General features: G+C 67.2%; 17 protein-coding genes. 3 read left to right on the top strand and 14 right to left on the bottom strand.

The features are described 5' to 3' along the window. Window positions 1-145: 145 nt before the first annotated feature. From pth to rho, 3 genes are all read left to right on the top strand, one after another. Window positions 146-754: an aminoacyl-tRNA hydrolase gene (gene pth, locus RVX_RS07570; protein ID WP_116305381.1), complete on the top strand. Its 609-nt coding sequence runs from the start codon at window positions 146-148 to the stop codon at window positions 752-754. Window positions 755-1,050: 296 nt separating this feature from the next. After that, entirely contained in the window at window positions 1,051-1,566 is a 516-nt protein-coding gene (locus RVX_RS07565) for a CarD family transcriptional regulator (RefSeq protein WP_007522001.1), read from the top strand. A 348-nt stretch (window positions 1,567-1,914) separates the two neighbouring features. Further along, window positions 1,915-3,165: a transcription termination factor Rho gene (gene rho, locus RVX_RS07560; RefSeq protein WP_007522003.1), complete on the top strand. Its 1,251-nt coding sequence runs from the start codon at window positions 1,915-1,917 to the stop codon at window positions 3,163-3,165. 160 nt (window positions 3,166-3,325) lie between these two features. Here the strand turns inward: rho and RVX_RS07555 are convergent, their stop codons facing one another. From RVX_RS07555 to RVX_RS07490, 14 genes are all read right to left on the bottom strand, one after another. After that, window positions 3,326-5,392, bottom strand: coding sequence for a multicopper oxidase family protein (locus RVX_RS07555; protein WP_116305380.1), 2,067 nt, complete (start codon window positions 5,390-5,392; stop codon window positions 3,326-3,328). Window positions 5,393-5,720: 328 nt separating this feature from the next. Continuing rightward, window positions 5,721-6,800 (bottom strand): GGDEF domain-containing protein, encoded by a 1,080-nt coding sequence (locus tag RVX_RS07550; RefSeq protein ID WP_172596542.1) that lies wholly within the window; start codon window positions 6,798-6,800, stop codon window positions 5,721-5,723. A gap of 197 nt (window positions 6,801-6,997) precedes the next feature. Further along, window positions 6,998-8,770, bottom strand: coding sequence for an RNA polymerase sigma factor RpoD (gene rpoD / locus RVX_RS07545; protein ID WP_007522013.1), 1,773 nt, complete (start codon window positions 8,768-8,770; stop codon window positions 6,998-7,000). Beyond that, on the bottom strand, window positions 8,763-10,562 hold the full coding sequence (dnaG, locus tag RVX_RS07540) for a DNA primase (RefSeq protein ID WP_116305379.1): 1,800 nt from the start codon (window positions 10,560-10,562) through the stop codon (window positions 8,763-8,765). Before dnaG ends, rpoD begins: the two co-directional genes overlap by 8 nt. Before the next feature lie 95 nt (window positions 10,563-10,657). Next, window positions 10,658-13,096, bottom strand: a complete 2,439-nt coding sequence (locus RVX_RS07535) for an endonuclease MutS2 (RefSeq protein ID WP_116305378.1) — start codon at window positions 13,094-13,096, stop codon at window positions 10,658-10,660. Window positions 13,097-13,104: 8 nt separating this feature from the next. Then, window positions 13,105-13,551 (bottom strand): GatB/YqeY domain-containing protein, encoded by a 447-nt coding sequence (locus RVX_RS07530; RefSeq protein ID WP_007522020.1) that lies wholly within the window; start codon window positions 13,549-13,551, stop codon window positions 13,105-13,107. A gap of 142 nt (window positions 13,552-13,693) precedes the next feature. After that, a complete protein-coding gene (rpsU, locus tag RVX_RS07525; RefSeq protein WP_012611647.1) occupies window positions 13,694-13,897 on the bottom strand; it encodes a 30S ribosomal protein S21 in 204 nt (67 codons plus the stop codon). Between the two features lie 166 nt (window positions 13,898-14,063). Further along, on the bottom strand, window positions 14,064-14,252 hold the full coding sequence (locus RVX_RS07520; RefSeq protein WP_007522023.1) for a hypothetical protein: 189 nt from the start codon (window positions 14,250-14,252) through the stop codon (window positions 14,064-14,066). A gap of 15 nt (window positions 14,253-14,267) precedes the next feature. Next, window positions 14,268-14,540, bottom strand: a complete 273-nt coding sequence (locus RVX_RS07515) for an HU family DNA-binding protein (RefSeq protein ID WP_007522025.1) — start codon at window positions 14,538-14,540, stop codon at window positions 14,268-14,270. Window positions 14,541-14,730: 190 nt separating this feature from the next. Further along, a complete protein-coding gene (rsmA, locus tag RVX_RS07510) occupies window positions 14,731-15,543 on the bottom strand; it encodes a 16S rRNA (adenine(1518)-N(6)/adenine(1519)-N(6))-dimethyltransferase RsmA (protein WP_116306447.1) in 813 nt (270 codons plus the stop codon). Between the two features lie 218 nt (window positions 15,544-15,761). Then, a complete protein-coding gene (locus RVX_RS07505) occupies window positions 15,762-16,361 on the bottom strand; it encodes a DUF2062 domain-containing protein (protein WP_116305377.1) in 600 nt (199 codons plus the stop codon). 73 nt (window positions 16,362-16,434) lie between these two features. Then, window positions 16,435-18,531, bottom strand: a complete 2,097-nt coding sequence (fusA, locus tag RVX_RS07500) for an elongation factor G (protein ID WP_116305376.1) — start codon at window positions 18,529-18,531, stop codon at window positions 16,435-16,437. A 95-nt stretch (window positions 18,532-18,626) separates the two neighbouring features. Next, complete coding sequence (locus RVX_RS07495; RefSeq protein WP_116305375.1) at window positions 18,627-19,559, bottom strand: hypothetical protein; 933 nt, start codon at window positions 19,557-19,559, stop codon at window positions 18,627-18,629. Window positions 19,560-19,827: 268 nt separating this feature from the next. Continuing rightward, window positions 19,828-21,069: a hypothetical protein gene (locus RVX_RS07490; RefSeq protein WP_116305374.1), complete on the bottom strand. Its 1,242-nt coding sequence runs from the start codon at window positions 21,067-21,069 to the stop codon at window positions 19,828-19,830. Between the last annotated feature and the right edge of the window lie 192 nt (window positions 21,070-21,261).

The following is a 21,261-nucleotide window of genomic DNA, read 5'->3' as shown; positions in this document are numbered from 1 at the left end:
GCGGCGCAGTCCGCACGGACGTAGCCAGGGTTGCCCATAATCCGGCTGCCCCGCCAGATCTGCCAGCTCTGCCGAGCCATGGCGGTCATGCCTGCTTCCGGCGCTCCTCTCTCCGTTCCGCCACCTACAACCACCCCTTTCACGCATGAACGTCGCCGGTCTCATCGTCGGCCTGGGCAATCCGGGCAAGGAATACGAGCGCACGCGCCACAACCTGGGCTTCATGGCCGTGGACGCGCTGATGGAAGCAGCCGCCCGCGAACCGGGCGGCGGGTGCGACCAGCTTTCCGGCGGCAAGAAGAAATACGACCTGTGGCGCTGCCGCATCACGCCATCCGGCGATCCCTGGCTTGTGGCCAAGCCGCAGACCTTCATGAACCTGAGCGGCGAAGCGGTGCTGGCCATCGCCTCGTACTACCGGGTCAAGCCAGCCTCCATTCTGGTGGTGCACGACGAACTGGACATCCCCTTCGGCCGCATGAAGTTCAAGACCGGGGGCGGCAACGCCGGGCACAACGGGTTGAAATCCATCACCCAGCTGCTCGGCACGCCCGACTTCCACCGGCTGCGCCTGGGCATTGGCCGCCCTCCGCACGGCGGCGAAACCACCAACTGGGTGCTCGGCCGCCTGTCCGGCCCGGAACAGGAGCTGCTGGACAAGCTGCTGCCCGCCGCCGTGCAGGCCATGACCATTTTCGCCGCCCAGGGCGCCACGGCCACCACCCAGTTCGCCAACGCCTTCCTGCCCGACTGACGCTGGCAGGGCCACGAACCGCTGTAGAGCCCGTACCGTCCGCACGCTACAGGTGCGGCCCGGCCGAGGCAAACCTTCGGCTTTCGTTGCCGCACGGCAAGCTGCCCAGCCTGCACTCCCACATAACCCGGCACGGACAACCGTTCTTCCCGCCCGTCCGCAAGGCGCGGCCTGCGCCCCCGCCAGCATGCGCTGCGCCGTCAACCTGACGCGGGATGGACTCTTGCTGCGGATTGGGATAGACTGTTCTTTCCTGCCGAGATCAACCTTATTTTCCCCCGCATGGAGTTCACCGAGTGTTTGCCCAGGATCAACTCGTCGTCTACCCGGCTCAAGGCGTCGGCAAGGTCGAACGCGTCGAGTCGCAGGTAGTTGGCGGTGTTGCCACGGACTTTTACATCGTCCGCATCCTCGGCAACAACGTGACGCTCATGGTGCCCGTGCGCAACGCGGCCAACGTGGGGCTGCGGCCGCTGTGCGCGCCGGAACGCGGGGCCGAGATCCTCGAATCCCTGCGCGACCGCACCGGCTTCACCGGGTACACCGGCCAGAACTGGAACCGCCGGTACCGCGAATATTCCGAAAAGCTGAAAAGCGGCGATTTGGCGGACGTGGCCTACGTGCTGCGCGAGTTGCTGCTCATCGGCCGCGACAAGGAACTCTCGTTCGGCGAACGCCGCCTGCTGGAGCAGGCCATGGGCCTGATTACCCTGGAACTGGCCTGCGTGCTCGACCGCACCCAGGACCATGTGCGCGCCGAAATCGAAGAGATGTTCCAGGACGTCTTGCAGGCCAGGGAAAAAAACGAGTAGACCTCTTGCCATCCCGTGTCGAATGGGCTAGGTAGCCCCTTGTACGGCGGGTGGAAGCAACCGATTGTTGCAACACCACTCTTGCGGGTCCTCTCCCCTCCATTCCGGGCAATGAAAACCCGGCAGCGGACCCGGTACAGTGTTCCCGCCCGACCATCTCGACGTATTTCCTTCTTATAGTCACTCCGACATCAGTCCCGCCTCGTGACCGGTTCGCCATCGTGCGGTCTTTCGCGCCGTGCGGCCGACTGTGGTCCTATCCTTTCATATACCCTCCACATCCTTCCAAAGCAGTATCCCACCACGCCTATGAGGAAAAAGAAGAACGTTCAGGGTTCCGAAACGGCCATGAATCTTTCGGAACTCAAGATCAAGAGCATGGGCGAGCTCATGGAGCTTGCCGAGCAGTACAACGTCGAAGGCGCAAGCGGCATGCGCAAGCAGGAGCTGATCTTCGCCCTGCTTCAGGCCTGCGCCTCGCAGAACGGCGCCATTTACGGCGACGGCGTTCTGGAGATACTGCCCGACGGTTTCGGCTTTCTGCGCTCACCGCTGTGCAGCTACATGCCGGGGCCCGACGACATCTACGTCTCGCCCTCGCAGATCCGCCGCTTCAACCTGCGCAAGGGCGACGTGGTTTCCGGCCAGATTCGCCCGCCCAAGGAAGGGGAACGCTATTTCGCCCTGCTGAAGGTGACCGAAATCGGGTTCGAGCCGCCGGAAAACGCCAAGAACCTCGTCCTGTTCGACAACCTGACGCCCATCTACCCCGACCGCCAGTTCATCATGGAGAACGGGGACAAGAACTACTCCAGCCGCGTCATCGACATGATGGCCCCCGTGGGCCGTGGCCAGCGCGGCCTCATCGTCGCGCCGCCCCGCACCGGCAAGACCATCCTGCTCCAGACCATCGCCAATTCCATCAACGCCAACCATCCCGATGCCTACCTCATCGTGCTGCTCATCGACGAGCGGCCCGAAGAAGTGACCGACATGGAGCGCACGGTGAAGAACGCCGAGGTGGTCAGCTCCACCTTCGACGAACCGCCGCAGCGCCACGTGCAGGTCTGCGAGATGGTGCTGGAAAAGGCCAAGCGCCTGGTGGAACGCAAGCGCGACGTGGTCATCCTGCTCGACTCCATCACCCGCCTTGGCCGTGCGTACAACGCCGTTACCCCGTCTTCGGGCCGCGTGCTGTCCGGCGGTCTCGACGCCAACGCCCTGCAACGCCCCAAGCGATTCTTCGGCGCGGCGCGCAACATCGAGGAAGGCGGCAGCCTGACCATCATCGCCACCGCCCTCATCGACACCGGCTCGCGCATGGACGAAGTGATCTTCGAAGAATTCAAGGGCACCGGCAACATGGAGATTTACCTGGAACGCCACCTTGCCGAAAAGCGCGTGTTCCCGGCCATCGACATCAACCGCACCGGCACCCGCAAGGAAGACCTGCTGCTGTCCGACGAGGTGCTCAACCGCGTGTGGATCCTGCGCAAGATACTTGCCCCCATGTCGCCCATCGACAGCATGGAATTCCTGCTGGACAAGATGCGCGCCACCAAGAGCAACCGCGAGTTCCTGAACGTGATGAACAAGTAGCGCCCGCGCGCCCTCTTTCACGCCGAAAACGCACGAAGCCCGCCGCTCCCAGATGGGGACGGCGGGCTTCTTCGTTCATGGCGTTGCGGCAATGCCGCGCCCGTGGCCGGACTTGCGGGCAACCTTCCGGCACGATTCCGGAATGCTTCTTCTCCCCCGCCTATGGCAGGCGCACGTTGACCATCATCCCCTGGTCCTCGTGCTCCAGGTTGTGGCAGTGGAACAGGAACACCTGTTCGCCGGGGTAGGCCGGCGCGCTGAAATCCACGTCGGCCAGCACCGTTTCGCCGGGCCACGCCAGCACCGTGTCCTTCAGGCCCAGGTCCGTGGGCAGCCTGCCCGCGCCGTCCACGGCCAGGGAGCGCACCTGCGCCGGGCTGCCACGTCGCTCGCGAACGCGAAAAAAGTACCCGTGCAGGTGCATGGGGTGCGGCATGCTGCGGGCCGCGTTCACAATCGCCCACAGCTCGCGCCGCCTGTCCGGCACCGTGATGGGAAAGCGGTCCATGGCGAAGGTCTCACCGGCGATGGTCCAGCGCTTGCCGTCGGCCGCGAGCCGCAGGGTGCGTGTGAATGCAGGCAGGTCCGCCAGAGCGTCGGTGGCATCTCCCGTCGAGGAAAACCGCTCGGGAATCTTGCGGTCATAGCGTTCCGCGCGTTCCACAGACACCCGCAGGATGGGGTAAGCGCCGCCTTCGGCCAGGCCGCCCGTTTCCCCGTGCGCCCCACCGCCCGCCCCGTGGCCGCCGTGTCCCTCGGCCGCATCCGTCACCTTGGGCATGGTGGCCCTGGTCATGCCGTGGGGCATGGAACCGTCATGCCCCATCCTCATTCCCTGCGCGTCCGAGGGAGTGGCAACGGCTGCATCACCGTGCCCGCCGCCATGGCCAGTGCCCCCGGCCTCGCCTGTTCCCCCGCCCGCATGATCCATCTCGTTGTGCATGGGGTCGAACGACAGATTGCGCAGCCACGCCACCTCGCCCACATCAAGGCCGCGCAGGTCCAGCAGCACTTCCGCGCGCTCTCCCGGCACAAGGAAAAGCCCGTCGATCTGGCAGGGTACGGGCAGAAAGCCGCCGTCGTTGGCGATGAGCGTCATGGGCAGCACGGGCGGCCGGGCGGTCGCCTTGCCCCTGCTGTCGCCAGCGCCCCCGCCCGGCACGAAGGACAGGTTGAAGATGCGCGCCGTGCTGCCGTTGAGCAGCCGGAACCGGTAGACCCGGGTGGCAGCGGACAGCGTGGGCAGGTGCGCGCCGTTCACCAGCACCCGGTCGCCCAGGTAACCCATGAACAGTTCGTCCTGCGTGGGAGTGTAAACCAGCCCGCCGTCCGGCCCGATGCGTTTGTCCTGCAACACCAGTGGAATGTCGGTGACGCCCAGGGTCAGGTCCAGTTCACGCGCGAAGGCGCGCTCCTCGTCGTCGCGCACGATGAAAAACGAGGCCAGCCCCAGATAGGCCTGCCGCGCCGTGTCCCCGTGCGGATGCGGGTGGTACCAGTAGGTGCCCGACCGGTTGGTGATGGGGAAGGCATAGTCGTAGTGCCCGCCGGGACCCACGGCATACATGGGATGCCCGGCCTGACGCCAGGGGCAGTCCACGCCGTGCCAGTGGATGATGGTGTCCGGACCGGCATCGTTGGAGCCGGACGCCGCGGCGGGAGCATGCCCCCCGTGCCCTGCCCCATGCACATCGCCGTGCCCGCCCGGAGCGGGCCCTATGGCCCCAAGCCCGTTCACCAGGCGCACGGCGAAGTCCTGCCCCTTGTCCAGCACCAGCACGGGGTTGTGGTACACGCGGCCCTCGTGTTCCGCCATGTAGGTCAGCAGGGGGCCGCCCGTGGCGGGCAGCAGGCCCGGCTGGGGCGCGGCGGTGAGGGTGAACGGTCCCGTGGGGGTCAGCAGCCCGAACAGGCCTGACTTGCCGGACTGGCCGGATTGGCCGGATTGGCCGGATTGGCCGGGCAGGGGCAACGGCCCGCCGGATAGCGGATGCGCGGCGGCCGCCCAGGCCCGCCCCCCCCACGCGGCCCACATGGGCAGACCCGTGGCAATGCCCAGTCCCAGCGCCGCGCCGCCCGCCAGGCGCAGGAACCCACGGCGGGTCAGGGTGCCGGGATGGGAGATGGCGCGGGTGACGGAACGGGCTGAAAGATCGGGGCGGTCGCCCCCCAGGCGTTGCTGGCCAGATGTCACGCGTTTGGGTGCACGGGTGGATCGAGACGACATGGATGCACCTCCTTGGCCAGAGGAAACATGGGCGCGGCACGCAGTCCGGCCTGTTCGGGATGCCGCGCGGCAACGGCGGTTTGGCACAGTGTACACCAACCGGCGTTCGCCGCAACTCGGCGCGCGGCACACTGTCCCTTCTGCCCGCTCGCGCGCCCGGAAAGCCCCGGCCCCGCAACGCGAAAAGCGCCCCGGCCGTTCCGGCCGATGGCGCTTTCGCCCGCCGCCCCGCCATCCGGGTGCGTGCGGCAATATCCTGGAAGAATCATCGTCCCGCATGGGCTCTGCCGCGCGCGACCCGTGCTCCAGTCCCACAGGGCGGGGGCAGCTATTTCGGCTGTCCGCCGTCTTCGGCCAAAAACACCCGCACCCGGTTGCGCCCCTCGCGCTTGGCCTCGTACAGGGCCTTGTCGGCCAGGTCGAACAGGCTTTCCGCCAGCGGCGCCGCAAGGCCCGGACGGGCATGGGCCACGCCCGCGCTCATGGTCACGCGCACGCCATGCTCCACCGTCTGCCCATTGCCGTCGCGGATGGCGAAGCTGACGCCCTCAAGCCCCGCGCGCACCGATTCGGCGATCTCCCCGGCCCGCAGCGCGCCTTCGCCGGTAAGCACCAGGGCGAATTCCTCGCCCCCGTAGCGCGCCACGGCAGAGGCGCATTCTCCGGCCCCCTCGCCCACGCTACGGTTGCAGTCATCCACCTTGCGGCGCAACACCTCGGCCACGGTACGCAGCACCTGGTCGCCGATGCGGTGTCCGTGCTGGTCGTTGATCAGCTTGAAGCGGTCCACGTCGAACAGCACCAGCGCCAGCGGGGTGCCCCCGGCCCACGCCGCCTCGCCCGCCGCCAGGGCGGCGTCGAAGGCGCGCCGGTTGCCCAGCCCGGTGAGCGGGTCGGTGACGGTCAGTTCGCCCACCCGGGCTGCGTCGTTCTCCAACTGTTCGCGCACTTCGCTGAAGGTGGCCCGCAACAGGCGCACCACTTCGGCCGGGTCCAGCCCGCTTTCCACGGCGCGCACGCTGTCCTGTTCCAGCCTGTCCATGTCGCCCCGCCGCTGGTGCAGCATGGAGCGGAATTCGCGGGCCAGACGTTCCGCTTCCTGCAGGGCCTCGCGCATGCGGCACTCGTAGGGTTCCACACGGATGTCCCTGTCGGCCCGCAGCACGTCGTGATAGCTGGCCTCGCTGAAATCCCGCCGGTTCAGCACGTCCACCAGCAGTTGCTGGATGCGGGCCTTCTGTTCGTCGCTGAGGGTGCTGAACTCGCCCAACCCGCGCATGTAGAAGATGAGCGTGCGCCACTTGCCGTCACGCGGCACCCCGGCGCGGTCCAGCACATCGCACAGACGCCCCTCCCCCGAGAAGGCGCAGTCGCGGCGGGTGCAATTGCAGGTGTTGTCCTGTGCCATGAAGGTCTCGTTCTCGTACCGTCAGAGTGTGTTCTTCGCGCATCGCCCGGTCGGTACGGAGAAGCACCGTGCGTATGCGCCGCCGCGTGCCGTCAACGGTTGCACGTTGGCCCCCAGCACGCGGCAGGGGCGGCCTGCTGGCCGCCCCCGATGTTATCAGCGAATGCGTTGCGCCGCCATGGGGCGCCGCGCCAATTCTAGCTTTCGTAGTACGAACGCAGCATCTGGCTGCGCACGGGGTGGCGCAGCTTGCGCAGGGCCTTTGCCTCGATCTGCCGGATGCGCTCGCGTGTGACGTTGAACAGCTTGCCCACTTCCTCGAGGGTGTGGTCCGACTTTTCGCCGATGCCGAAGCGCTTGCGCAGCACCTGCTCCTCGCGCGGGGTAAGGTCGGCCAGCACCGAGGCGATCTGCTCCGACAGCTTGGTGTTGACCACCTCTTCCGCCGGGGCCACAGCCTTCTTGTCCTCGATGAAGTCGCCGAGGCTCGAATCTTCCTCGTCGCCGATGGGCGTTTCGAGCGAGATCGGTTCCTTGGCGATCTTCAGCACCTTCTTCACCTTGTCGATGGGGTAATCCATGCGCTCGGCGATTTCCTCGGGGGTGGGGTCGCGCCCCAGTTCCTGCACGAGGTAGCGGGAGGTGCGGATGAGCTTGTTGATGGTCTCTATCATGTGCACCGGAATGCGGATGGTGCGGGCCTGGTCGGCGATGGCGCGGGTGATGGCCTGGCGTATCCACCACGTGGCGTAGGTGGAGAACTTGTAGCCGCGCTGGTACTCGAACTTGTCCACGGCCTTCATCAGGCCGATGTTGCCTTCCTGGATCAGGTCCAGGAACTGCAAGCCGCGGTTGGTGTACTTCTTGGCAATGCTGACCACCAAGCGCAGGTTGGAGCGGATCAGCTCCTGCTTGGCGCGCATGGCGTGGGTGTTGCCGCGCTTGATGCGCCACAGCACTTCCTCGAGGTCCGTCACGTTGTGGCAGCACTTGTCCTGCAACCGGTTCAGGATCTCGATCTTGCCGATGATCATTTCCTTGAACGAGAACAGTTCTTCCACCGTCATGCCCAGCGCGGCGGATGCGGCCACGGGGTTCATCTCGCGTGCTTCCAGCATGCGGAAGATGTCCTGTATCTCGGCCTGGTTCTTGCCCGTGGACAGGATGTAGGCGGAAAGGTCGCGCTGGCAGTTGTGCATCTGCCGCACGTAGTCCTCCACCGTCTCGATGATCCGGTCGATGAGGGTCTTTTCCAGCTTGATGTCGCGCAGACGGTTGACGATGTCTTCCTTGAAGCCAAGGATTTCCTTCTGGATGGCCGTCACCCGGCGTTCCAGGGTGCAGCAGTCGTCCAGCTTGCCGTAGACCTTGCGCTTCTTCTTGTAGGTATGCTTGATCTCGTCCAGCAGCAGGATGACCCGCGAACGCTGGTTCATCTCGTCTTCGCTGGGGTCGTCTTCCTCTATGGTCTTGACGACGTCCTTCAGCTTGATGCGGTTCTGCTTCAGGTCTTCGCCGACGTTGATCAGTTCCTCGACGGCCACCGGCACTTCGACCAGGGCGTACAGCACGTCCTGCTCGCCGAGTTCGATCTTCTTGGCGATCTGCACTTCGCCGTCGCGGTCCAGCAGCGGCACCGCGCCCATTTCGCGCAGGTACATGCGCACCGGGTCGGTGGAACGCGACGAATAGTCCGCCGACTCCTCGTCCTCCACAAGGTCCAGCCCCGGTTCGCCGGAAGGTTCCTCTTCCGACTCGCCGGGCGACACGGAAATCTTCTTGCCGTCCTTCTCGGTATCGACAATGGCGATCTCGAGCTGGTCGAAGATGCCGATGATCTCCTCGATCTGCTCGGGCGTGTTGACCTCTGCGGGCAGGGCCTTGTTGACCTCGTCGAAGGTCAGAAAGCCGTTCACCTTGCCTTTGGCGATGAGCGACTTGATCTGCTGAATATCCTTGATGTTACCCATTCGATCTCCCCAACGTTTCCTGAAGGGCCCTCAGCAATTCAATGCCTGCGGCAGGGTCGGTGGATGTCGCCGTCTGGCGAAGGGCGGCCATCATGCTTGATGCGCCGAGTTCCCGTGTGGTCACCGATTCGATGCCGGAAAGCAGATCCTGCAATTCCTCGAGTTCCTTGTCGCGGGGCGGGACATCGCCCGTCCTGCACCTGATCCAGAATTCCTTTTCGCGTTCCGAAAGATTGGGCAGAAGCTGCTCCGGCTCCGCGCCGTGGCGGGCCATCTTGGCCCACAGTTCACGCGCCCACGGGCTGGCCAGCACCAGTTCGGCCCCGGCCTCGCGCAGGCGGGCGAAATGGTGCGGGTAGCGCACCAGAAAGAACATCACGGCCCGGTCACGCTTGGCGGGTGCGTCGCCGCTGGCGTGCACGGCGTCCACCTGGCGCTGCGGCGCGGGCTGCCGCGCCTCGCGGCCACCGGGCGCGGCCGCGGCCGCGCCCTTGTAGAAATCGCCCGAAAGTCCCTCGCGGATGGCGTCCTCGCGGATGCCAAGGCCAGAGGCGATGCGGGACAGAAAGCGCGACGCCAGCAACTGTCCGTCCGCATGGCCCGCCCCCGCCTGCCGCAAAAGGTTGCGCGACCATTCCAGCGCGTCGCCCGGCGAATAGAGCGTGCGCAGGGTGTCGATGCAGAATTCCAGCCCGTCGGGCGCGCTCTTGCGCAGCGCCTCGAAGGCATCCTTGCCCTGATCGTGCAGCAGGCTGTCGATGTCCTCGCCGTCGGGCAGCAGCACCACCTTGCAGCGCATGCCGCGCGTCAGCAGCATCTCGCATGCGCGCATGGCCGCCTTGCGGCCGGGGTTGTCGCCGTCGAACAAGAGCTCCACCGTGGAGCAGAAGCCGCCAAGGCGCTTGACCTGTTCCGGCGTCAGCGCGGTGCCCAGCACGCCGCAGGCCATGTTGTAGCCGTACTGGTGCAGGGTCAGCACGTCCATGTACCCTTCGGTAAGCATGGCCGTCTTGTGCTGGGTCATGGCCCGGCGCGCCTGGAACAGGCCGTAGAGGTGCTCCCCTTTCTTGTAGATGGCCGAATCGCTGCTGTTGATGTACTTGGCCTGGTCCTCGTCGGCGATGATGCGCCCGCCAAAGGCGATGACCTGCCCCGCCAGGTTCTTGATGGGAAAGATCATCCGGCCCCGGAAACGGTCGAACATGCGTCCCGCGTCGTTGCGCGACAAAAGGCCCGCCTGCGCGGCGTCCGCCTGGGCAAAGCCCGCCCGGCGCAACGCGTCCGCCAGGGCCGACCATCCGCGCAGGCTCCAGCCAAGCTCGAAACCGTTCACGATCTCCGGCGAAAGCTGGCGGCGCGCGATGTAGTCGCGGCATTCCTGGCCGTCCGAAATGGTCAGGTTGCGCCGGAAATGCTCGCGCGCCACGTCGTACATGCGCAGGCACTGCCGCTTGAACGACTGTTCGCGCTGCACCTTGGGGTCCGGCTTCCAGTCGTCCTCCAGCGAAACGCCCGCCTCCTCGGCCAGGGCCTCCAGCGTCTCGCGAAATTCCAGCCCGTGGATGCGGCCGTAGAAATCGAAAATGTCGCCCGAGGCCTGGCAGCCGAAGCAGTAGAAAAATCCTTCCTCCTCGTTGATGGAGAAGGAAGGCTTGGTCTCCTGGTGGAACGGGCACGGGGCCATCCAGCGCGGGCCGCCGGTATGGCGCAGCTCGACGTAGCGGCGCGCCACCTCCACGAGGTTCAGGCGGGCCTTGATGGCCTGCACGACCGAGCCGTCCCTGCGTTTCATGCCGCCGTTCCGGTGTTCCGGGTGCGCGAAAGGGAGGACCGCGTGGTGCGCGGGCCGCCCTGCTCCATTTTCACCGTATTCTGCAACTGGACCAGCTACTTGAGTTCAATGACGGTCACGCCGTCGCCGCCCTGGTCTTCCGGGGCAAGGGCAAACGACCGCACGGCCGGAAACGTCTTGAGAAATGCGTGGATTTCCTTGCGCAGGGCCCCGGTGCCGCGGCCGTGGATGGCCTCCACCGCCGACATGCCCGCGAGCAGGGCCTTGTCCAGCGCGCGCGACAGTTCGCTTACGGCAACATCAGCACGCATGCCGCGCAAGTCAACCCTCATGGACGCGGTTGCGTCCGAAATGGTGCGGGTTACCGCGCCCACGGCCACACGAGGCTTTTCGTCCAATGCGGCCAGGTCTTTAGCCTCGGCCCACATGGTCACGCCGCTCAGGTCCACGCGCACCCGGCCGCGCCGGGCGTCCACCTCGACCACCGTGCCCTTCTTGCCCCACGGCACGTAGCGCACGGCCTGCCCGGTGCGCAGGGTTTCCACCTGCAGCGCGGGGGCCTGCGAAGGCTCTTCCGGGCCGCCGCCCTCGCCCGGCATTCCGGGCGCGCCCCCCGCCAGCCTGGCGCGGGTTTCCGCCAGAGCCTTCAGGGCCTGCTTGTGGCTGACCTTGCCGGACTTCCATTCCTGGAGCACGGTCTTGGCCTGTCCCTGCACCGATTCGAACAGGGTGCGGCGTTCGCGCTCGAAGCGCTCGTCGAGCTTGGCGCGCTTGTCGCGAAAACGGGCCTCTTCCGCCCGCAGCGAGGAAATTTCGGCTTCGCGCTGCACGGCCAGCGCGTTCAGGCGGTCCACCAGCGCGCTGGTGTCCTCGCCGTCCAGCAGCAGGTACTGCTCGGCGCGGCGCAGCACCGCTTCCGGCAGGCCGTGCTCGCGGGCCACGTCCAGCGCCTGGCTGGCCCCCACCTGGTCGTAGGCCAGGCGGAACAGCGGCCGCTTGGTGGCCGGGTCGAACAGCACGGATGCGGCGCGCACCTGCTCGCGCGTCAGCGCGTAGGCCTTCAGCGCCGGAAAATGGGTGGCCGCCACCACGGTGGAGCCCGCATCCATCACCTCGTCCAGCACGGCCTGGGCCAGGGCAGCGCCCTGCGCCGGGTCCGTGCCCGCGCCGAATTCGTCCAGGATCACCAGCGCGCCGGAACCAAGGCGGTCCCAGACGCCGCTCAGGTGGCGGATCTGCGCGGTGAAGGTGGACACGTTGTCCTCAAGGCTCTGCTCGTCGCCGATGAAGGCGAAGATGTCGGTCCAGAACGGCAGCGTGCTGCCGGGGCGCACCGGCACGGGCAACCCGGCCAGCCCCATCAGCGCGATGAGGCCCAGCGTCTTCAGGCACACCGTCTTGCCGCCCGCGTTGCCGCCGCTGATGACCAGGCCGAGTTGGCCGGGCAAAAGCTCGATGTCCACTGCCTGGGGGGCCTGGGGGAATTGGGGGCCATGGCCGGAGGCGGCCTTGTCCCGGCCCGTGGCGCGGGCGGCGGACTGCACGGTCGCGCCCCCTGCCTTCGCCTCGCGGGCGGCGGCCAGAGCCAGCAGCGGATGGCGCGCGCCCAGCAGCGCAACATGCCCCCCCTCGACGATGGAAACCGCCCCCGCCTCGCCGCATTCCTCGAACCGGGCGGACAGGGCGCAGCGCGCGCACAGCACGTCGGCCTCCACCAGCAGGTCGTAGGCGCCGCGCACGGCGGCCAGCTCGTCGCGCACGAGGTCGGTGAGATAGCGCAGCACCTTGCGCTCTTCCTCGCGTTCCTCGCGTTTCAGTTCCTGCAGGCCGTTGTTCAGCTCCACCAGGAACATGGGCTCGAAGTAGCAGGTTTCGCCGGTCTGGGAATAGTCGTGGATGATGCCCTGCAAGCGGCCCTTGAAGTTGGACTTCAGGGGCAGCACGTACCGGTCGGACGAGAGGGTCATGAACTCGTCCTGCAGGTAGTGGCCGATGTTGTAGCGCTGGGCGTATTCCTTGACCTTGCGGGTGCACTGCTGGTGGATGCGGCGAATTTCGCCGCGCACCAGCGAGAGCTCGGGCGAGCTTTCGTCGCGCAGCAGGCCGTCGTCGGACACGCAGCGGTCCAGGCCCGAAACGGTGCGTTGCGGCAGCGGATGGCCATCCACAAGGGCCACCAGCAATTCCCAGCGCCCGCCGGTGGACTGCCCCTCGCGGATGGACAAGGCCAGCTTGCGGGCCAGGCCCAGGGTCTGGCGCAGGGCCCACAGGGCGTCGAGGTCGAGCACCGTGGCCGGGGCGTCCAGCGCGCGGAACACGCCGTCCAGCGGCGGGAAGGAAGAGAGGCGGAACCCCGTGTGCCCGGCCCAGCGCCGCGCCTCGTCGAACAGGGCGGCGGCGTGGTGCACCGCGCCGATGTCGGTCAGCGGGCGCACCGCGTGGGCCGCTTCCGCTCCGGCTTCGGAAACGCACATGCCGGCAAGGTGCGTCAGCACCTTGCCGAACTCCAGCACCTGAAGGCTGCGGGATTCCATGCTGGGGGCTACCCCGCCAGACGCGCGCGGACGGTGGCGGAAAGCGCCTTGCCGTCCACCCGGCCCTTGTGGGCATTCATGATGGCCTGCATCACCCGGCCCATGTCCTGCGGACCCTTGGCCCCGGTTTCCGCGATGGCGGCATCAATGGCGGCGGCAAGCTCGTCGCCTTCCAGCGGGGTGGGAAGGTATTCGCGCAGGATGACCAGCTCGGCCTGTTCCTTGTCGGCAAGATCGACGCGCGCGGCGGCGGTGAACTGCTCGATGGAGTCCTGCCGCTGTTTGGCCTGCTTCAGCACCACGTCCAGCAGTTCCGCCTCGGTGACCGGGCGCATCAGCTCCACCTGCAGGTTCTTGGCGGCGGTCTTCAGCATGCGCAGCACGCCCAGGCGCACCGCGTCCTTGGCCTTGTAGGCCGACACGTAGTCCTTCTCGATGCGTTCGGAAAGATTCATGGTCGCCACCGGGTGCAAAAGGATGAGGAAGGGCGAAAAATACGGAACACGGGAAACCCGGAAGGCCTCCGGGTTTCCCGTTCCTGACTCGGTTCGGACAGCATGCGCGTGTCCGTTCACAAGCGGGTCGCAAGCAGGCGGCTTAGGCCATGTTCATCTTCCTGATCTTCTTCAGGAGACGCTTGCGGGCGGCCGCCTTCTTCTTCTTGCGCATCACGCTGGGCTTTTCGTAGTGCTGACGCTTCTTCATTTCGGAAAGAACGCCGGCCTTTTCGACCTGCTTCTTGAAGCGACGCAGCGCGATGTCGAAGTTGTATTCGTCGTCGTTAAGATACACACCGGGCAAAGAAATCACCCCCTTCGCCAGAAATCCCCTTGCGGGGTGGGTGCGAACGGGTTGTATACTCCGCCCGCGCGCAAAAGGCAAGCCCTGCCCGAAACCGGACAGGGCCGAAAAAGAACCCGTTCATGGCGCCGCGTACGGCCGCCGGAAACGGGTGAAAAACTCTTGCCTAGTGATGCCCCTCGGAATGGCACCCGCCCTTGCAGGATTCCATCACCGACTTGAGAATCACGTAGCCGACGCCGCTGCAGATCACGAACAGGACGCCGTACAGCACGCCGAAAAAGATGGCGTGGTCGGGCATCCACCACGGGATGTCCTGCGGCAGGGGGCTATGGATGGTTTCACCGTGCAGCATGTTGTTCCTCCGACCCTACTTGATCGAGTCCTTCAGGGTCTTGCCGGGGCGGAACTTGACCACCTTGGACGCCGGAATCTTGATTTCGGCGCCGGTGCGGGGGTTGCGGCCCTTGCGCGCCTTGCGCGCCTCGACGGCGAAGGTGCCGAAGCCGGTCAGGGTGAGCTTGCCTTCGGCGGCCAGAGCGTCCTTCACCGCGTCCAGGAACGCGTTCAGCGAGCGCTCGGCGCTGGCCTTGGTCAGGTTGGCCTTTGCCGCGATCTTGTCGACCAGATCAGCCTTGGTCATCTGCCTTCTCCTCCTCTCAGGTTAGCTGCGCTCAGGTTGCCTGAAGCTTTCGGCGCGGGCGGTGTGGCCGCCACGTTTGCGCTTTTTTTCTCAAGCCGCCCCAGCAATACCAGAGGCGCACCCCGCACGCAACGGAACAACGGTACACTCCGCATCGACAAACATGATTCCCGGCACAAAGTCAAGGCTGTCAGGGGATTTTGACGGCTTCCGACAGCATGTGAAAATCTTCCGGAGCAAGGTTCTCCGGCCGCATGGCCGGGTCCAGCCCAAGTGCGGAAAGCAGCGCGGGCACGTCTTCCGCAATATAACCACGCAATATTCTTTGCAACTGCTTGCGGCGCTGTTGAAAACACACCTTCAAAAGGCGCGAAAGGCGCGCCGGGTCGAACCGGCCCCGCGCCGGGCCCAGCGGCACGAAGGACAGCACGGCGGAATCCACCTTGGGGCGCGGCACGAACACCTGCGGCGGCACGATGAACTCCATGCGCGGCACGGCAAAGCTCTGCAACCACACCGAAAGCGCGCCATAGGCCCCGCTGCCCGGCGCGGCCACGATGCGCTCGCCCACTTCCTTCTGAATCATGAACACCGCCCGCGCAAGGCCGGGGGCCATGCTCAGGATGTCCCACATCAGCGGCGAGGCCACGTTGTAGGGCAGATTGCCGATGACCTTCCACGACCGTGCCGGGGTCAGCCGCTCCCACGGAAAACACAGCGCGTCGGTGAGCACGGGGGTGATCACCGGCGGCTCGGCCGGGCGGGTGCGGCCATGCTCCGTGGCCCAGTGGTAATCCTTTTCCAGCAGAAACAGCTGCGCGGGACCGGCGGCGTGAATGTGCCGGGTCAGCGCGCCGGGGCCGGGGCCGATCTCGATGACCCGGTCCTCCGGCCCGATGCGCAGGGCCGCCACGATCTTGGCGGCGATGTTGCGGTCGCGCAGGAAGTTCTGGCCAAGGCTCTTCTTGGCGCGCGGCCCCCCTGCCCCGTCGGGCGAGGGCATGGCGTCTTCGGCGGAGGAAACGGGAAACGCACTTTCCACAGCGTCCGCATCCGCGGGCAGACCGCCTGCGTCCTGCGGCGCGCCGTCGAAACGGTTGCGCCCACGCGCGGCCGGACCGCGCCCCGAACGATTTGAGGCGCTGCGGGAATGGCCCGGCTTTCCGGCGCTGCCTGCTTTGCCAGTTCTGTCGGTTCTGCCGGAATTCTTGCTGCGGGCGGTCATGAACGGTCTCCGTTATCTGCAGGGCTGCGGGGCTTGGGGCTGTCCCCCCCGCCGACATCGCCCGGCAAGGCGCATGGGGGCGCGGCCTGCGCCGCCTCCGGCGTCACCACCGGCTGCCGGGCCTGCCACGCGCGCATCAGTTTGATCATCCGGCGGTGGCGGTAGGCGTTCACCCCGCGAAAGGCCAGCACGTAGGTGATGCACGAGGCGGGAATGCCCATGACCACCCCGCCCAGGCACATCACCAGAAAGAAATCCGCCCCCATGGTCAGCATGTCGCGCATGGCGAGGTGCGCGGGGTCGAAGGCGGCGTCGGTGGCCACGAACAACCCGCCCACCCAGTACATCAGAGCGTACAGGGGAATGACGTTGACCGGGTTGGAAACCCACGTACCCAGCGCGGCCGCCACCTTGCTGCCGCGCACCGGAAGGGCCAGAGTCACGGCCACCGCCATCTGGAACGGGATGATGGGCAGAAAGCCCGCGAACACACCGGCCGCGAGCCCCACGGCCAGCGAATGGGCCGACGCGGGCTGGCGCACCAGCCTCAGGTACTGGAAACGTGTCCAGCGACGCAACCTCGTCCACCACGTCATCGGCGCGAATCCTTGTCCGCGCAGGGCATGAAGCGCCATACCGGCCTTACCGTCATGCGCATCGGCGGGATCCTCATTCCATCCTGTCGAAGCGCTCGAAGCGCATCACCAGCCCGGCGCGGCCCTGGGTGGCCGAACGCAAGGCCGTGGAAAAGCCGAACAGTTCGCGCAGCGGGGCCAGGGCCTGCACCACCTTCTGGCCGGAATGGTCGAACATGTTCTCCACCTTGCCGCCGCGCGCCCCCAGAAGGCCGATGGCCGAGCCCACGTGGGCCTCGGGCACGCCGATCTCCACGAACATGATGGGCTCCAGCAACACCGGGTCGGCCTTGGCCAGGGCGTCCTTGACGGCGGCCACGGCGGCCATGTGGTAGCCCGCCGGGCTGGACGCGCCGTCGCGGCGGCGCAGTTCGGTGACGGCGATCTCCACGTCCTGCACCGGGTAGCCCTTGACCACCCCGCTCTGCAGGCTGTCGGTGATGCCCTGTTCCACGGCGTCCACCCACGGGCGGGGCCATTGCTGCACGTCCACCTCGAAACGCACCCGGGTGCCTTCGTCGCGCGGGCGCGGGGCAAGGGAAACACCGACGAAGCCGTAGTGGGGCTGGTCGCCCAGTTCGCGGTCGAATTCCCCGCTGCCCGTGGCGGCGGAAAGCACGGTTTCCTGGTGCACCACCTGCGGGTTGCCCACTCGGGGCGACACGCCGTACTCGCGGCGCATGCGTTCAAGCACCACTTCAAGGTGCAGTTCGCCCATGCCGGAAACAATGCGCTGGCCCGTGCCCTCGTCCAGTTCCACGGCCAGGGTGGGGTCCTCCAGGGTGAAGCGCTCCAGCACCTCGTCCAGCTTGGCCCCTTCCTCCGTGTTGCGGGGTTCCAGCGCCAGCGAGATCACCGGGCGGTATCCGGCTATGTTTTCCAGCAGCAGCGGCCGGGCCGGGTCGGACAGGGTGTCGCCGGTGCGCACCGAGCGCAGCCCCACGGCGGCCACGATGTCGCCCGCCACGGCGGTTTCGATCTGTTCGCGCCGCCCGGCGTGCAGCCGGTACAGCTTGGAAAGGCGCTCATCCTTCTCGCGGGTGACATTGCGGCAGGCATCCCCTTCCGAGGCCGCGCCCGCGTATACCCGCAACAGGGCGTACTTGCGGCTGCCCTCCATGACCACCTTGAACACCAGCGCGGAAAACGGCGCGTCAGGATCGGAGGGAACGGCCGTCTTGCGCCCCACGGCGGTGTCGTAGCCCAGCACCGGAGCGGTTTCGTCCGGGCCGGGCAGGTAGTCGCACACGCCGTCCAGCACGGGCTGCACGCCCACGTTGCGCAGGGCCGATCCCGCGAACACCGGCACGGCCCGCCGGGCCAGGGTGGCCCGGCGCAGCGCGGCGCGGATGACGCCGGGCTGCATGTCGCCGCCGCCCAGGTACACGTCGATGAACGCGTCGTCCGCCTCAGCCAGGGTTTCCAGCATCCGTTCGCGCCAGGCCGCCGCGGCGGCGAGCGCCGCCGGGTCGGGGGCGTCGGGCAGGGAGGCGGCCTGTTCCAGCGGGGTGCGGGTGTACTCGCGACCCTGGGTGGCCTGGTCGAAGGACAGGTATTCCATGGTCACCAGGTCCAGCAGGCCCTCGAAATCCTCGCCCTGCCCCACCGGGGCCATCACCGGCACCACCACGGCCCCCAGTCGGGTGCGCATGGCCTCCAGCACAGCGCCGAAGTCGGCCCCTGCGCGGTCCATCTTGTTCACGAAGGCCAGTTTGGGCACGCCGAACTTCTCGGACTGCCGCCACACCGTCTCCGACTGCGGCTCCACCCCGCCCACGGCGCAGAACACGCCCACCGCGCCGTCCAGCACGCGCAGCGAACGTTCCACCTCTATGGTGAAGTCCACGTGGCCGGGGGTGTCGATGATGTTCACGGTATGGCCGTTCCACGCGCAGGTGGTGCAGGCGGAAGCGATGGTGATGCCGCGCTCCTGCTCTTCGGGCATGAAGTCCATGGTTGCGGTGCCGTCGTGCACCTCGCCCATGCGGTGGATGCGGTCGGTATAGTACAGGATGCGCTCGGTGAGGGTGGTCTTGCCCGCGTCGATGTGCGCGATGATGCCGATGTTGCGCAGCGGCCCCGCCTTCTCGCGGGGATGGGTGCGTTTGCCGCCGGTGGCTGCGTGGGACATGGGTGGCTCCGGGGATTGGCGTGCGAGGGAGTGGGAAACCGGAGAACTGTACGGGCGGGTAAACAGCGGGTGCCGCCCAAAACGATCAGGAACAGTCAGGGCAGCAAGTCTTCGGGCGGAGGCGACGCGGGCAGCAGGGCCACGGAGCGCCGGGCAAACCAGGCCGGGGTCAGGCCGGGATGCATCCAGCACCATTCATGGCCGGGACCCAGCACCAGCCCGGTGTGGGGCAGCCAGCCACCGGCATGCGCCGGAGCGCAAGCGACAGCGGACAAGGGAGCCAGGGGAAACAAGGGGACGAGCGGCGCAGGGGCTACGGCGCGGCCTAGGGACTCCGGCAGGGCCGGGACATCCACGAAGGTGGCGTCGGGATGTGCGGCGCGCAGGGCCGCACCATCGGGACAATCGGAATTCTCGATACCATCGCCGCATGATGCAATCGCGATGGTCGGTGAAGGTGCGTCGCGCCACACGGGCACCCCCTGCACCCGGGCCAGGGCGGCCATCTGATCGGGATGCTCGCCCAGCAGCAGCAGGCGGCCCGCAGCGCCCCCTACCCCGCCCGAAGCCGCAAGCGCCTCCAGCAACGCGGGCACTGCGGCGGGTTCCGCATCGGCCGCCACTTCTTGCCCGGCCAGTTCCAGCGCCGCCAGCACCTGCGGCGGCCACGCCCCGCCACCGCCCACGCGCAGCACGGCCACGCTGCCCACCCCCGCGAACAGCGCGGGCAGCAATGCCGCCAGCAGGCGCGGGCCGGAGGACCACGACGCATCCACGCACAGCAGCGTCCAGGCGCAGGGAGAGGCCTGTTCCAGACTGGTGAAGCCGTGCCGCCAGCGCGTGGCGGTGCGGCCCTCGCGCACGTCGCCCGCGCCAAGGCCGCTCGCAGAGCCATACAGCACGTGCAGCCGGGCGATGCAGGTCTTCAGGCGGGCGCGGTCCACGTCGCCGGTGGCCTCGTAGGCGGCGGCGAAGGCCGCGTCGTCCACGGGTACGACACCAGCCGTGGACGCCAGCAGACAGGCCACGTCTGGCCCGAAAACGTCTGGTCCGGAAGCGTCCGGTTCGCAAGAGTCCCCGGCGCATGCCGAAAGGGAGGAGGAAATATCGCTGGCTGAGGAGGACATGCGGTTCCTGCTGTTGGGGTACGGAAAACGATGCGCGCGCGGGGATGCGATGGCCGCGCCGCACGCTGGGCGCACTATAGCCGCTCGCCGGAAACGAGGCAACGCGCGACGTTGCGCCGCGCGTTGCCGTTGCCGCCAAGGGCGTTGATGGCGTGGAGAACGGGCCCGGCTACGAGCCCAGCGCGGGCTTGCCCAGCCGTTCCTTCATGAAGTTCTTGAGCAGCGCGCTGACCAGTTCCTCGCGGCTGAGATGGTTGGCGTAGGCACCGTCCTTGATGATCTTCCAGAAATCGTCGCGGGAGAGGACGGAATCCTCCTTGGCCACCACGGCCAGCCGCACGCTGTAGTCCGCCAGCGCGGTGCGCAGGGCGTCCTCGTTCATGCGGTCGAACTCGCCGGTGCGCGCGGCAATGGCTTCGGCCGGGGGCAGCCGGTCCGATTCCAGCACCTGCCGGAAGCCGGACAGAAAGCGCTCCGCCCCGGAGCGGATGTGTTTGCGCTGCACCACGTTCAGGTTGGCCCACCCGGCCTTCACCCACTTGAACAGCGCGTAGCCGGTGGTCTTGGAGCCGGGCTGATCCTCGAAGAACACGGTGATGGTGGCGGAATCGTACATGTAGGTGTCCATCCAGCTGATGCCGCGCGTGGTCGCGCCGGGCACGCCGGAATAGACGTATTCCCAGTCGGCGTCCTTGCCCACGATGGCGCCCTTGCGGCCCACGGTGGAAGGCTCTGCCTGCCGCGACACGGAAACCAGCACCGCCCGGCCTTCGTGGCGCATGAGCACCAGCAGGCGGTTCAGGGTGTAGGCGTAGTAGCAGCCGCTGAAGGTGTCGGGGGTGATTTCCTCGCGCTCCGCGCCGTGCAGCACCAGCGGGGCATCGGCAAGCCCCTGGTCCGGAACGCGCTCCCACAGCCGCACGCCGTTCTTCACGATGTCGCTGCCCGGCTGCCAGCGGCTGCTGCGAATGGACGCGGGAAACACCGCTTCCTGCGGAATGGCCGGGTCGTAGCAGTAACGCAGCAGCTTATCCAGCGGCGCGCCGATCTGGCTGCGGTAGAAGATGCCGTAGCCGGGGTCGCGCTTGGCGGGCAGGGCCTTTTCGGTGGCGGCGGCGGGCTGCATGGCGAAGTCGAGCAGGGTGCGCAGTTCGGCGGGGTCGATGCCCTTGCCGAAGGCCGCGTTGCGGTCGCCCACGGCGGCGAGCAACATGGAGATGGCGCCCTCCAGGGGCTCCGGAAGGTTGCCCTTTTCACTGGACTTGTCGGGGTTGTCGTCCGACGCCAGCGCCGACAAGGGCGCAAGGGTCAGGAAGCAGGCAACCGCGGCCACGGCCACGGCCAGGGAAACCGCGCGGCTGGCGGCGGAACGGGCTGCGACAGAAAAAGACGGAAGAAAAGACATCGACATGGGACGGGAAAACCTCGTGACGGGTGGGATGTCGGCATGGGTGGGCGGCGCAGGGCGGGCTGGCCCGGAAGATGCGCCGCGAAACGGGGATGGGACGAAGCCATGCGGCTGGCAGGACTTCCTGCTGCCGCAACGGCTCGGGCACGACGCGAACGGCGTTGCCCGGCGGTGCTTGTTCCGTAAACAGTAATT

It is taken from the genome of Nitratidesulfovibrio sp. HK-II, from assembly GCF_003402415.2.
GTDB lineage: Bacteria > Desulfobacterota > Desulfovibrionia > Desulfovibrionales > Desulfovibrionaceae > Cupidesulfovibrio.
This window is presented reverse-complemented; position numbering and strand designations above follow the sequence as displayed.

Excerpts from the sequence above, each read along its gene's own strand:
- pth (WP_116305381.1), top strand. The coding sequence starts at position 146 with ATGAACGTCGCCGGTCTCATCGTCGGCCTGGGCAATCCGGGCAAGGAA.
- rho (WP_007522003.1), top strand. The coding sequence starts at position 1,915 with ATGAATCTTTCGGAACTCAAGATCAAGAGCATGGGCGAGCTCATGGAG.
- RVX_RS07555 (WP_116305380.1), bottom strand. The coding sequence starts at position 5,392 with ATGTCGTCTCGATCCACCCGTGCACCCAAACGCGTGACATCTGGCCAG.
- RVX_RS07550 (WP_172596542.1), bottom strand. The coding sequence starts at position 6,800 with ATGGCACAGGACAACACCTGCAATTGCACCCGCCGCGACTGCGCCTTC.
- rpoD (WP_007522013.1), bottom strand. The coding sequence starts at position 8,770 with ATGGGTAACATCAAGGATATTCAGCAGATCAAGTCGCTCATCGCCAAA.
- dnaG (WP_116305379.1), bottom strand. The coding sequence starts at position 10,562 with ATGAAACGCAGGGACGGCTCGGTCGTGCAGGCCATCAAGGCCCGCCTG.
- RVX_RS07535 (WP_116305378.1), bottom strand. The coding sequence starts at position 13,096 with ATGGAATCCCGCAGCCTTCAGGTGCTGGAGTTCGGCAAGGTGCTGACG.
- RVX_RS07530 (WP_007522020.1), bottom strand. The coding sequence starts at position 13,551 with ATGAATCTTTCCGAACGCATCGAGAAGGACTACGTGTCGGCCTACAAG.
- RVX_RS07520 (WP_007522023.1), bottom strand. The coding sequence starts at position 14,252 with ATGCTGCACGGTGAAACCATCCATAGCCCCCTGCCGCAGGACATCCCG.
- RVX_RS07515 (WP_007522025.1), bottom strand. The coding sequence starts at position 14,540 with ATGACCAAGGCTGATCTGGTCGACAAGATCGCGGCAAAGGCCAACCTG.
- rsmA (WP_116306447.1), bottom strand. The coding sequence starts at position 15,543 with ATGCCCTCGCCCGACGGGGCAGGGGGGCCGCGCGCCAAGAAGAGCCTT.
- RVX_RS07505 (WP_116305377.1), bottom strand. The coding sequence starts at position 16,361 with ATGACGTGGTGGACGAGGTTGCGTCGCTGGACACGTTTCCAGTACCTG.
- fusA (WP_116305376.1), bottom strand. The coding sequence starts at position 18,531 with ATGTCCCACGCAGCCACCGGCGGCAAACGCACCCATCCCCGCGAGAAG.
- RVX_RS07490 (WP_116305374.1), bottom strand. The coding sequence starts at position 21,069 with ATGTCGATGTCTTTTCTTCCGTCTTTTTCTGTCGCAGCCCGTTCCGCC.